This is a genomic window from Hahella sp. HNIBRBA332 (assembly GCF_030719035.1).
In the GTDB taxonomy this organism is placed as follows: Bacteria; Pseudomonadota; Gammaproteobacteria; order Pseudomonadales; family Oleiphilaceae; genus Hahella.
Genome location: NZ_CP132203.1, coordinates 1,977,480 through 1,990,503 on the forward strand (window position 1 = coordinate 1,977,480; position 13,024 = coordinate 1,990,503).

Genomic DNA, 13,024 nt, shown 5'->3' on the forward strand with positions numbered 1-13,024 from the left:
AGTGAAATATCTGGTAGGGATAGATTTGGGCACCACTCACACGGTGGTGGCCTATACGGACATCTCGACAGGAGCGGAAAACGCCGTTCCCAAGTTGTTTGAAATCGAACAGTTGGTGGCGCCGGGCGAGCTGGCCAAGAAGCCTATGCTGCCGTCTTTCCGCTACCATCCGGCCCCCGGCGAGATTGCGGAGCATCATCTGCAACTGCCATGGCGTCCTCAGGCGCTGCCCGGCGAGATCGGTCAGGTCGTGATCGGCGAATGGGCGCGTGAGCTGGGCTCCAAGGTCGACGGCCGGCTGGTGGCCAGCGCCAAAAGCTGGCTGTCCCATCCCCAGGTGGAGCGCACGGCGGATATTCTGCCCTGGGCGGCGGCTGAGGATGTCGTCAAAGTTTCTCCGCTGCTCGCCAGCGCCAGCTATCTGCACCACGTCAGACAGGCCTGGAACCGGGAGCATCCGCAGGATCTGCTGGAGCAGCAGGAAGTGGTCATCACGGTGCCGGCGTCTTTTGATGAAGGCGCCCGCTCCCTCACTCTGGAGGCCGCACGCCTGGCGGGCTTGCCGGACGTGTTGTTATTGGAGGAGCCGCAGGCGGTTGTATACGACTGGTGCGCGCGCAACAAAGAGCAGGCGCAATCACTGCTGCAGGACGCCAGACTCTTGCTGGTGTGCGATGTTGGCGGCGGCACCACGGATTTAAGCTTGATCAGCGTGGCGGCCGGATCCGGCGATCAAGGCGAGCTATCCCTGAATCGCGTCGGGGTGGGCGATCACCTTATGCTGGGCGGAGACAATATCGATCTGGCGCTGGCGCACATAGCGGAGCAGCGCATCGCCAGCGCGCGTAAACTCAGCGCAGCGGCGCTCTCCCAGCTGATTCAGCAAACCCGAAAAGCCAAAGAATTGTTATTGTCGCCGGAGGCGCCTGAAACCGCTTCCGTGACGGTGCTGGGCGGCGGCGCCAAGTTGATTGGCGGCGCCAAGAGTTGCGAGCTGACCCGTGAAGAAGCGCACCAGATCGCTGTAGACGGCTTTTTTCCTCTCTGTGAATTCAGTGAGCGTCCCGCCAAGCGACGCAGCGCAGTCGTGGAGTTTGGCTTGCCCTATGCGCCGGACCCCGCCGTCAGCAAATACATTGCGGAATTCCTGGCCCGCCATGAGCAGGCCTGCCGACAGGCGTTGAAGACCAGCGAGACGGCGGCGGCAGTACCTGACGTGCTGTTGCTGAACGGCGGCGTATTCAACAGTCCGTTACTCAGTGAGCGGGCGCGCGCGTTGTTGAGTCAATGGAACGGCGCGCCGGTCAGGCTCCTGGATAATGTTCATCCCAATCTGGCGGTGGCTTTCGGCGGAGTGGCCTACGGGCTGGCGCGTAAGGGCGCGCAAATCAAAATTGGCGGCGGTTCGGCCCGCTCTTATTTTCTGCTTGTGGAGGCGTCCACTGACGTCGCTGCAGATAAGAAATTTGGCGTTTGCTTATTACCCAAGGCGACGGAAGAAGGCGAAGAAATTCGTCTGCATGGTCGTAAATTCGCGTTGCGCATCGGACGCCCGGTGCGTTTCCACTTGGCGTCATCGACGAGCGACAAGGCATTCAATGCGGGCGATCTGCAGGAAATGAACGATGATGACTTCATCTTCCTGCCGCCCATGGTGTCGGCGTTGAGCGCCGATGCGGAGGATAGCGGCGCAGAAGTTGAAGTGGAATTGAGCGCCGTGCTGACGGAGGCGGGCGCGTTACAAGTCGAGTGCGTGGAGATTGCTGGCGGCGACGCCAACCCGCAACGCTGGCGCCTGGATTTTCAGTTACGCAAACAGACTCCGATGGAAGACAGCGGCGCGCAACTGCCCGCCAGATTCGCCGAAGCGGCGAGCAAGATCGAAGCGGCCTACAGCCCCAACAAAAAAGGCGGCGACTCCATCAAAACGCTGCGCAATGATCTGGAAAAACTGCTCGGCAAGCGCGACCAGTGGGATATGCCCACGCTGCGCGCCATTTTTGACAAGTTTTTGGAAGGCGCCAAAAACCGCCGTCGTTCCGCGGCTCATGAACGTATCTGGCTCAATTTCGCCGGATACTGCCTGCGTCCCGGTTTCGGCGATCCCCTGGATGACTGGCGGGTGCAGCAAGTCTGGAAAATGTATCAGCAAGGCCTGCAATTCGATAAGGAAGGGCAGTTGTGGAGCGAATGGTGGACCTTCTGGCGTCGCGTCGCTGGTGGACTCAACAGCGAGCAGCAACAGCGTGTGTACAAAGATGCGGCGGTCTACATTAATCCGGCCGCATTGCGTAGCCGCAAGCTGGTGGCTACGCCGGCGTTCAAGTCCTACGAGGACATGGTGCGATTGGCGGCGGCGCTGGAGCGCTTGCCGGTGGAAACCAAAGTAGAAGTCGCCAAATGGCTGCTGCAGCGTCTGCAGAAACCCAGCGAACCTGTTGCAAGCTGGTGGGCGCTTGGACGGATCGCTTCGCGGCAGCCTTTCCATGGCAGCGCCCACAATGTCGTTCCTGCGGAAACGGTGTCCGGCTGGCTGCCGCAGTTGCTCAAACAAGACTGGAAAAAGAACCAGGAAGCGGCCTTCTCTACAGTGATGTTGTCGCGCATGAGCGGTGATCGCGTACGGGATTTGTCGGAAGCGGACCGTAGCGCGGTGGTCGCGGCGCTGAAAGCCGCCAAGGCTCCGGCGGTCTGGGTCGATATGGTGTCGCAGGTGGTGGAGCTGGATGAGGCGGAAACCAAGCGCGTATTCGGCGAGGCGTTGCCCTCCGGGCTTAAGTTGTTGGCTGAATAATCGGCGGCGCAACTCAGATAGCGTCGCCTGCATACGAAGGAGTAGAAAAAAACCGAGGCGCCCACCCTGGCTCATTAACGCCTCGGTCGCTGGGAGGCTCTCCTGCGATCGCAGACGCCAGGAGCAGCCGCCGTAAGCGGAAAGGGGGAGTCAGAAACGGGGTAATCGTTTCTGAAACCGCTGTCGGACAGGAATAGTATCCCCGGAGCGCCAGAATACTTCTGTGTAAAATTGCGCTTTTATTCCGCTGAATATCCCCATTACGTCTTTATCAGCTTTTGCTAACCCCGCATTTTTCCCAAATCCCGGTTTTTCTGCTTTAATTCATAGAAATACTCCTTCCAGAATCCATCGCAGTTCGTGTTTTACGACGGGTCCTCCGTGCGGAATACGATCGGGATACTGACCGAAGCTCCGTTTGACGGCGTAAGTCGTCTCCACTCACCAAAAGGAAGAGCTATGGCGCAGTACAGCACAGAAAACATCCGCAATATCGCGCTTTTGGGACACGTCGGTTGCGGCAAGACGACTTTATTGGAAGCGCTCCTGGTTAAGTCGGGAGAAATCCCCAGCGCCGGCAGTGTTGAGAAGGGCGCAACCCTCAGCGATTTCGACCCCCAGGAAAAAGAACTGGGGCATTCCCTCTACACCTCTGTATGCAGCCTGGATTACGACGCGGCGCATATTAACTTCATCGATACTCCCGGCTATCCCGATTTTCTCGGACGGGCATTGAGCATATTGCCCGCGGTGGACTCCGCCGCGCTGGTGATCAATGCGCAGGCGGGCGTGGAAATGGTGACGGAGCGCCTGATGGCGGCGGTAAAAAAGCGCGAGCTTTGCCGCATGATTATCATCAATAAGATAGACACGAACGACATCGACTTCGCCCAACTCATGGAAAGCATTTGCGAGGCGTTTGGTCCTGAATGTTTGCCGATCAACCTGCCGGCGGAATCCGGTCATGCGGTGGTGGATTGCTATTTCACGCCGGACGAAAGTCGCGCCACGGACTTTTCATCCGTGGAGAAAGCGCACAGCGCGCTGGTGGATCAAGTCGTGGAGGTGGATGAGAAGTTGATGGAAGTGTATCTGGAACAGGGGCAGGAACTCAGTCCGGAGCAGTTGCACGACCCCTTCGAACAAGCTTTACGGGAAGGGCATCTGATTCCCGTCTGTTTCGTATCGGCGCAAACCGGCGCGGGCGTGGAGGAGCTATTGAAGGTCATTTCCCATCTGATGCCGACGCCTCTGGAAGGCAATCCGCCGCAATTTTTGAAAGGCGAGGGCGCGGAGGCCAGGAAAGTGACAGTGGAGCCGGACCCGGGAAAGCACGCCATCGCACACGTGTTTAAAGTCGCCGTGGACCCTTACGTGGGCAAGTTGGGCGTGTTTCGGATTCACCAGGGACGCATCTCCCCGAACTCGCAAATGTATGTGGGCGACGCCCGTAAGCCTTTCAAAGTGGCCCATCTATTGAAGCTGCAGGGCAAGAAAACCCGGGAGACCGCCTATGGCGTGCCGGGAGATATTTGCGCCGTTGCGAAGGTGGATGATATTGAGTTCGACTCCGTGCTGCATGATTCGACGGATGAAGAGCAATACCACCTGAAGTCCATCGACTTTCCGCCACCGATCTGCGGCATCGCCATTGAACCGGTGCGCAGAGGGGATGAGCAAAAATTGTCTGATGCATTACAGAAGGTTTGCGCGGAAGATCCCAGCCTGAAACTGGAACACCGCGCCTCGCTGAATGAAACCGTGATGTATGGGGTCAGCGATCTCCATCTGCGCGTGGTGCTGCAGCGCATGAAACAGCAATTCAACGTGGAGGTGGTCACCCATCCGCCCTCCATTGCTTACAAAGAAACTATCTCCAAGCCTGCGGAAGGGCACTATCGGCACAAAAAACAAACCGGCGGGGCGGGGCAGTTTGGCGAGGTCTATCTGCGGGTGGAGCCTTTGGAGCGCGGGCAGGGCTTTGAATTCGAAAACAAAGTGGTGGGTGGCTCCATCCCGTCCCAATACATTCCCGGCGTGGAAAAAGGCGTGCGACAGGTGCTGGAAAGCGGCGCCATCGCCGGTTTTCCCTTGCAGGACCTGCGAGTGACGGTGTACGACGGCAAGCATCACTCGGTGGACTCCAAGGAGATCGCCTTCGTCACCGCCGGCAAGAAAGCCTTTCTGGATGCGGTGACCAAAGCACAACCCGTGGTGTTGGAGCCTATGGTGAGGCTCAAAGTGACCGCGCCGGCGGCCAGCGTTGGGGATATTACCGGAGATATTTCCGGCTCCCGGGGCATGGTGACGGGCAGCAATGCTCTTAGTCGTAATCGGGCCGCAGTGTCGGCGTTGATTCCGTTGGCGGAGCTGGATAACTATCAGTCGAAACTGAAATCCATGACCGGGGGCGAGGGCGCCTATACGCTGGAGTTCAGCCATTACGACTATGCGCCGCCTAAACTACAGCATGAGTTAATGGATCGCTACAAACAAAAACAAAGCGGCGGATGAGCCGCCTCACAGGCGTTTCGCCTGAGTTGGATGTGTCATTCCGGCGGCGACGCTGCAAGCGGCCTTGAAATCCATGGCCGCAGGGCTATCTTTTGGATAAGGGCTAACGGGAATCAGAGTCTCTTTCATGACGACTATCTTGCAAGCTGATGGATTCGAGGATTGCGCCACGATCGAGGATCTCTCTGAGTTCACGGTCTTAATTGTCGACGACTCACCTCTCAATCTGGATGTAGCGGTGGCTTGCCTGGAAAGCCGGGGCTACCGCACGCTGTCCGCCGAAAATGGCATGCAGGCGCTGCAAATCGCTGCGCAAAACCAGCCCTCCCTCATTCTTCTGGACGTAATGATGCCGGAAATGAATGGGTTCGAAACCTGCCGCAAGCTGAAGAAGCTGGCTGGGTGTGACGATATTCCAGTGATTTTCATGACTGCGCTCAGTGACGTTAAAAGCAAAAAGGCGGGCTTTGACGCCGGCGGCGTGGATTATGTCACCAAGCCGTTTCAAGTGGAGGAGCTGGCGGCGCGGGTGCACACTCATATCGCACTGAAAGTCGCCTATCAGCATTTGAAAGACAGTGAGCAACGCTACCGCAAGTTAGTGGAGACCACGCCCGACGCCATCCTTGTGGAGAGCGAAGAGGGGATCGTGTTTCTCAACTCCGCGGCGGTGAACATGCTCCGAGCGGATAACCCGGACAAACTGCTGGGCGGCGCGTTATTGGACTTCGTCACGGACGATCAGAAAGAATACGCGGCGATGCAGCTAAAACAGGCTTGTTCGGTGGACAGAAGCGCCGGCCCGCCGGAAGTCATGCTGCTACGGCAGCTTACCGGGGGGCGTGTGGAGGTGGAGGTTAACTGCATTCCCATTACCTATCATCGCTCGCCTTCCCATATGTATGTGCTGCGTGACATCACTGAACGTCGGCGTCAGGAGGCGGCGATTGAGTTTCAGGCTACTCACGACGCGTTAACCGGTCTGCCGAACCGTAGCCTGTTTCTGGATAGAGTGACGCAGTCGATCAATCACGCGCAACGTAATGAGTCCCGCTTGGCGCTGATTTTTATCGACCTGGATAAATTCAAACTGATTAATGACACACTGGGGCATAACGCCGGGGACGAGCTGCTAAGGATCATGTCGAAGCGCTTGCAGGAATGCACCCGCAACTGCGACACCCTGGCCAGGTTCGGCGGCGACGAGTTCGTTTTACTGGTGGATAACCTGGAAAGCGAAGGGGATTTGACCCACCTGGCCGCGCGTCTGATCAGCTCCGTCAGCGCGCCGGTATTACTGCTGGGGCAAAGCCATTCCATTACCTGCAGTCTGGGCATCAGCAGCTTTCCGGAAGACGGCGACAACGTGGAAGTACTATTGCGTCATGCGGATATCGCCATGTATCGGGCCAAGGAGTCCGGACGCAATGCCTATCAGTTCTTCACCCATCAGATGCAGGACCGCCTCAACGAGCGCCTGAAGCTGGAAAGCAGCTTGAAACAGGCCCTGGAAAATGACGAATTCGTATTACATTACCAGCCTCAGGTGGACCTGAGTACAGGCAAGATCATTGGACTCGAGGCCCTGATCCGCTGGCAGTCGCCCACCTTAGGTCTGGTGCCGCCGGGAGACTTTATCCCCGCTGCGGAAGAGGGGCGTTTGATCTCCGCCATTGGCGAGTGGGTCATCTTCGCCGTCTGTAAACGTCTGCAAAGCTGGCGACGGCAAGGGCTGAAGATCGTGCCGGTGGCGATCAATATCTCGGCTTTACAGTTTATGGAGCAAAAAACCGAGGAATTGGTGAAGCAGGCTTTGAATAAATACATGGTGGAGCCGAAGTATCTGGAGCTGGAGCTGACGGAGTCTCTCTCCATGCTGGATCCGGTTACCTCCATCTCCCTTATGCAGCGGCTCAAGGATATCGGCGTGTCCTTGTCCATTGACGACTTTGGCACCGGCTATTCCAATCTCAGTTATCTGAAGCGCTTTCCCGTCAACAAGCTGAAAATAGATAAGTCCTTTGTGTCAGGTCTGACTAATAACCCTGACGATTACTCCATCGTCAAAGCCATTATCCGCATGTCCCAGAGCCTGGGGTTGAAAACCATTGCGGAAGGCGCGGAGACGGCGGGCCAGATAGCGCTGTTGGCGGCGGAAAGCTGCGATGCGATTCAGGGCTTTTACTTCAGCCGTCCGCTGCCGGAGGCGGAGATTTACGCCATGCTGAAAGAGCGCCCGCGGCTGGACATCAGCGAATTCGGTCGCAACAGGGACAGGGGCGCGGTGCTGGTGGTGGACGATGACGCCAACATCTTGCGCAGCATCAAGCGCATTCTGCGTGATGAGGCCTACGAAGTGCTGGTGGCTAGCAATACGGAAGATGCCTATGAAGTGCTCGCACGGCGCGAAGTGGCGGTAATCGTTTCAGATTTGCAGATGCCAGGAGAAAGCGGCGTGCAGTTTTTCTCCAAAATCAAAACCATGCATCCGCGTTCACTGCGAATTCTGCTTACAGGACACGGCTCGTCGGAAAGTCTGGAGCGAGCGATCAACCAGGGGGAAATATACCGCTATATCTCCAAGCCCTGGGACAATACGCATTTGCTGGAAACTCTTGCCGCGGCGTTCAAACAATACGAAAAAGGCGCCGGATGACGCCTTGATCTTGTCCGTTTCCCTGCCTGACTCTGATCTTCGATCTACTTCCTGTTTTAACTTTTTCCGGCGCGATGTCTTTGCTGAGGCGCGTCTATTTCGCGCTGCGGTCGGCGATGCGTGCTTTGGCGGGGGGGAGCCAGCGCGCCAGCGAAGTATACAACTGCTGAATATTGAAGGGCTTGGCGAGGAAGTCATCCATCCCCGCATCCATGCAGCGTTGCTGGTCCGCAGGCAGCGCGTTAGCGGTCAACGCCACTATCGGCAAACGCTGGCTGCCCGGGTGGGACTGCTCTGCGGCGCGAATGGCCATGGTGGTTTCATAGCCATCCATGACCGGCATCTGACAATCCATCAGCACCATGTCGTAATGGTTCTTGGCCAAGCGCGTGAGGGCTTCGCGACCATTCTCCGCGATGTCTGCGGTGATGCCGATCATATTCAACAGCTCAACCGCATACTCTTGGTTGATGGGATGATCCTCCACCAGTAAAACGCGTCCGCTGAGCGGCGGATTCTGACTACGACCCGTGGCGCTGCCGCCAGATTTGGCGGTCAGGGTGGATACGCCACTGGCGGAAGGATCTTTTTCCAGCCACACGGAGAACCAGAAAGTGGAGCCTTCGCCGGGGCGGCTTTCCACGCCCAGCTCGCCGCCCATCAGTTCCACCAGACTCTTGGAGATGCTCAAGCCAAGCCCGGTGCCGCCATAGGTGCGGGTAGTGGAGCCGTCCGCTTGAGAGAAGGATTCGAAAATCTTTTCCTGTTTCTCCAGGGGGATGCCAATGCCGGTGTCGATGACCGATATTTTCAGCTTCATATTACGGGCGTCTTCATCGCTGATTTCCACAATGATCTGAATACTGCCCTGCTGGGTGAATTTGAGAGCGTTGCCCACCAGATTGGTCAGGATCTGCCGCAAGCGTCCGCTGTCGCCGATCAGGGTTTCCGGGATGCCGTCGCTGACCGCGCAGATCAGCTCAATGTCTTTACTGTGCGCCCGGGGCGAGAAGATATCTGTGAGGTAGGAGAGCAACTCCGGCAATTTGAAGGGGTGATTATCCAGATCCAGTTTACCGGCTTCGATCTTGGAGAAATCCAGGATGTCGTTGATGATATTCAGCAGGGACTCGCCGGAACTGACGATAGTGTCGAGATACTTGCGCTGTTTTTCCGACAGGGGCGTATCGGCGAGAATGCTCGCCATGCCCAGCACGCCATTCATCGGCGTACGGATTTCGTGGCTCATTCTCGCCAGGAATTCGCTTTTGGCCTGATTGGCCTGCTCCGCCGCTTCTTTCTCGCGGCAGGCTTCCTTGATGTTCTTTTTCAGCTCCACTTCCATGAAAATGAAGGACTCCGCCAGACGCCCCACCTCATCGCGGGAGCGCGCCGCCAGTGACTGAATCTTGCTGTTCGGCTGATCGTCCTTGAGGAAATCCTGAGAAGGTAATTGCTTGGCGTAGTTGGTGAGGAAGTCCAGCGGTCGGGAAATGCGCGATACCCAGATAAAGGCGACAAGAATGCTGCCAATGAAGAAAAAGCCGATGACCAGACTCTGGCTTTTCACCAGATTTTCCGCCGGCGCGGAAATTTCCTCCACTGGCACTACCACGGAAAGATACCAGTCGAATGGTTTGAAATAGCTGACATAAGCCACCGCCTGCCGCTCGTCATCGGTTCTGGCCCCGGCGACAAAGGGGTCGCTGTAGTGATAGACCACCTGGCCGATTTGCTCTTGCGCTGCAACCTGACCGATCAGCTCGGTCAGCAAGTCCTGCTGCTCGCCGTTCAGCGGCTTGGGCGCTTCGCCATCTTCGCCATTGCCGGGAGGCGGCACCAGCACTTCGCTCTGGCCGTCAAACAGGTAGGCGTAGCCGGTGTTGGCGACTTTGATGTCAGGGAAGGTCTTACGCAGACTGTCGATAATGGCGCTCATTTTCTTGCGGCTTTCTGCTTCCACGTACTCGAAGTCCACCATGGCGACAAGCGTCAACTTCCAGTCGGGCAGGGGAAGGAAGTAGCCGATATGACGGCTGTCGCGGTCGCTGCCGGGTTTGCGCCAGTTGAAGATGGCCTTGTCGCCGGCGGCGTCCAGATTGTCGTCCGCCATGGTCTGATAGATGACGCGACCTTTAAAATCCCGCAGCGAAGTAATGTAAGTCGCTTCCACGCTGGGGTCCGGGTGCGCCATGACGCCGCCCTGGCGGTTAAACACAAAGACTTCCACTTCGCCGAAACGTACGTCCCGCAGCCACTCGAAAGCCATGGACTCGGCCTCTTCCTGCGAGACCTTGCCCGACTTGTACAGATCCCCGTATACCTTGAAGGAGGACTGCGCGATTTCCGACACGCTCTGTAAATCGCTTTGCAGGTTGGAGAGAATTTCTATTTTGTCGCCGGTCAACTGATCGTAACCGGCTTTGATATTCAGCTCGACCAACTTCAATACGTTTTGCGCAGAGGATTCTTCAGCATGAAGCATCGCACGTCCCACATCGCGATGAGTGAAATAAAGAATCGCCAGCGCCGCTATGGTCATAATCAACAGGATGAGGGAAATTATCCTGGTTCTTAGCGAGTAAAAACGGTAGCGGCTGAAAAAACGGCTGTTAGCTCGAACCATGTTTAATCGGGAACCTGTATTTCTCGATAGATTTCGTCTGCAGCGGCAAGCCAGTCTGCACGCAGATAAATGCCAATGACTTCCGCCGTCTTAAGGTTAAGGGATATATTGGTCTTCTCCTCAAACAGTTGTTTCAGGGCTCTGGGGCTCGCCCCGTTTATAACCTGACCCAGGCAGGAAGCCAGGTAATCACCGACGGATTCAAAGTCCGGTCGCGACATACTCATTAAAACGCCATATTTTACTTCTTCCGAGCCCAGTTGGGAAAAAGTGGGCAGTTTATGCTTGTTGGCGATTTTAACTATCTTCGGAATGCTGTGCTCATTTACGCCGCCCTGCATCGTAATGTACAGCGCGTCCACTTCCGGCGCCAGTTTGTCGATGCATGAAAGTACGCTTTCCACCGCTTTGCTGTTGTCCGGAATATCGCTTAGGGTATAACAACTTACCACTTTGAAGCGATTCTCCTCGGCGACTTTTTCAATATTCTCCAGCGCCGCATAGGCGCGCCCGTCCACAGAGTTCTCGTAGGCCACGCCGAGGCGCTTGAAGCCTACCGCTTCGTGGAACACCCGTAGTTGCTTCTCATAGCGCTGGGGCGACACTCGGGCGAACACGTGATCATAGCCGGAATCCTCGGCGCTTTTGATGATGCCTGACTGAATCGGATCGCTGGCGGACAACACGAAGACGGGGGTGTGATGACGGTTGTTGGCCAGGTCCTGACCCGCCCAGGTGCCCATGGCGAAGACCAGGTCGATATCTTTTCGCCGGTTCATCCGCTCGATAATATCCGTGCGGATTTTCTCTCTGGACTGCTGTTCCCAGTCTGCGGAATAGTAGGCGTCGCTCAGAAACGTCAGGTATTGGCTTTTGGCGTTCTGCGCCAGCCAGTCCCAAAGGGTGCGGGCGTCGGCCTCGCTGGAAGGCAGTTCCGCCTGTTCGATCCAGCCCAACGCCATCAGCCCCTGGATGGTCGCTTCAAGATAGTCGTGATAGTTGCCATGAGGGCCGCCTTCGTAATAGGCCAGCCGCCATGGGGTATGAGCGGGCGGATTTTGCGCCTGTGGCGTATCGGACGGGTGCGAAGCGGCGGCAGGTGGCGTCAAGGCGAGCAGGAGGGTGGTTCCCAGCACGCCTGTGAAGAGGAAGACAATCCTGGTGATCGAATTGCGCATGAGATGCTCCATCTTGCTGGCGCCCGCTCTGAGAGCGGGCGGTTACGCTTATTGGGGCGTTTCGACCTCTCTGTAAATCTCGTCGCTGGCGCCGAGTAACAACAGGGAGGGATTAAACCCGATGATCTCTGCGGTCTTCAGGTTCAGCGCCATTCTCGCCGGTTCCTCGAACAATTGGGGCAACTCGTTGGGCTTGGCGCCATTAAATATTCTGGCCATGGTTTGGGCGTGAAACTCGCCAAAATACTTGAAGTTGAACTGCGACAGGCTGGCCAGCACGCCATAGCGGACTTCTTCGGAACCGGATTGGGAGAACGTAGGCACGTTGTACTTTTGAGCTGTCTTCACGATCACCGGCAAGGTCTTGCGGGTGACGCCGCCCTGTTCGGTAATGTAGATAGCGTCCACTTTCGGCGCCAGTTTCTGGAAGCAGTCGATGACGCTGTGTTCCGCCATACTGACGTCGGCGATATCGCTCTTGGTGTAGCAGGGCGTGATGGTGAATTTAAGCTCTTTGCTCAGCGCCTCGATGGTGTCCACTGCTGCGTAACTGCGGCCGTTCTGAGAGTTCTCATAAGCGATGCCGAGGCGTTTGAAGCCGGTAATGTCATGAAATACCCGGATATGGCGATCATAACGGAAGGGATCCATCGTCGCGTGCAAATGATCATAACCGGAGTCGTCGATACTTTTGATGATGCCGGCGGAGAGAGGGTCGCTCGCTGAAAACACCAGAGTCGGCGTACTGTGTTCGTTATTGGCCAGGTCCAGTCCCGCCCAGGTGCCCATGGCGATCATCAGGTCGATGTCTTTCTTCTCACTGAGCCGCTTGATGATGTCCTTTTTCATCTGGGCGCGCAGGTTGTCGTCCCAATTGGCGTTGTAGTGGGCGTCTTTGACGAATTCGATATAGTCGCTTTGGGCCGATTCAGAAAGCCAGCGCCATAGATCACTGGTCTGATCGCCCTTCTGAGGAGGGATATCCGCCTTTTTAATCCAGCCCATATCCATCAACGAACGCACTGTGACGATCAGCTCCCGTTGGTAATCCGCATACTCGCCGCCTTCGTAGTAGCCGATGCGCCAACGCTGACCTTGATTGGTCGTCGGCTCCATGTTGAACTTAGAGGCGGCTTCAGCCTTGGCGGATGTGGCCGCAGTGGCGACGCTGGTGAACAGCGCCAATGTCAGTGTTGTCAGAGCGACCAGATAAAGTTTTATCCTCATTCGCTGTTCTCCTTAATCTCCCCAGACTG

The 13,024-nt window shown here is 56.7% G+C and carries 6 protein-coding genes; 3 read left to right on the forward strand and 3 right to left on the reverse strand.

Annotation, left to right across the window (positions count from 1 at the left end; translation table 11 throughout):
• Nucleotide 1 precedes the first annotated feature (1 nt).
• From O5O45_RS09180 to O5O45_RS09190, 3 genes are all read left to right on the forward strand, one after another.
• Complete coding sequence (locus O5O45_RS09180) at nt 2-2,794, forward strand: Hsp70 family protein (RefSeq protein ID WP_305904914.1); 2,793 nt, start codon at nt 2-4, stop codon at nt 2,792-2,794.
• Nucleotides 2,795-3,253: 459 nt separating this feature from the next.
• The gene (fusA, locus tag O5O45_RS09185; RefSeq protein ID WP_305904915.1) at nt 3,254-5,308 is read left to right on the forward strand and encodes an elongation factor G; all 2,055 of its coding nucleotides are present in this window, start codon (nt 3,254-3,256) and stop codon (nt 5,306-5,308) included.
• Between the two features lie 127 nt (nt 5,309-5,435).
• Entirely contained in the window at nt 5,436-7,964 is a 2,529-nt protein-coding gene (locus O5O45_RS09190; RefSeq protein ID WP_305904916.1) for an EAL domain-containing protein, read from the forward strand.
• Nucleotides 7,965-8,058: 94 nt separating this feature from the next.
• On the opposite strand, the gene O5O45_RS09195 is transcribed toward O5O45_RS09190, so the two are convergent.
• Genes O5O45_RS09195 through O5O45_RS09205 form a run of 3 tightly spaced genes read right to left on the reverse strand, consistent with a single transcriptional unit; the run spans nt 8,059 to nt 12,995 of the window.
• The gene (locus O5O45_RS09195) at nt 8,059-10,590 is read right to left on the reverse strand and encodes a cache domain-containing protein (protein WP_305904917.1); all 2,532 of its coding nucleotides are present in this window, start codon (nt 10,588-10,590) and stop codon (nt 8,059-8,061) included.
• A gap of 2 nt (nt 10,591-10,592) precedes the next feature.
• A complete protein-coding gene (locus O5O45_RS09200; RefSeq protein ID WP_305904918.1) occupies nt 10,593-11,768 on the reverse strand; it encodes an ABC transporter substrate binding protein in 1,176 nt (391 codons plus the stop codon).
• A gap of 48 nt (nt 11,769-11,816) precedes the next feature.
• A complete protein-coding gene (locus O5O45_RS09205) occupies nt 11,817-12,995 on the reverse strand; it encodes an ABC transporter substrate-binding protein (protein WP_305904919.1) in 1,179 nt (392 codons plus the stop codon).
• Between the last annotated feature and the right edge of the window lie 29 nt (nt 12,996-13,024).

Coding starts and splice junctions, on each gene's coding strand:
- fusA (WP_305904915.1), top strand. CDS start 3,254: ATGGCGCAGTACAGCACAGAAAACATCCGCAATATCGCGCTTTTGGGA.
- O5O45_RS09195 (WP_305904917.1), bottom strand. CDS start 10,590: ATGGTTCGAGCTAACAGCCGTTTTTTCAGCCGCTACCGTTTTTACTCG.
- O5O45_RS09190 (WP_305904916.1), top strand. CDS start 5,436: ATGACGACTATCTTGCAAGCTGATGGATTCGAGGATTGCGCCACGATC.
- O5O45_RS09200 (WP_305904918.1), bottom strand. CDS start 11,768: ATGCGCAATTCGATCACCAGGATTGTCTTCCTCTTCACAGGCGTGCTG.
- O5O45_RS09205 (WP_305904919.1), bottom strand. CDS start 12,995: ATGAGGATAAAACTTTATCTGGTCGCTCTGACAACACTGACATTGGCG.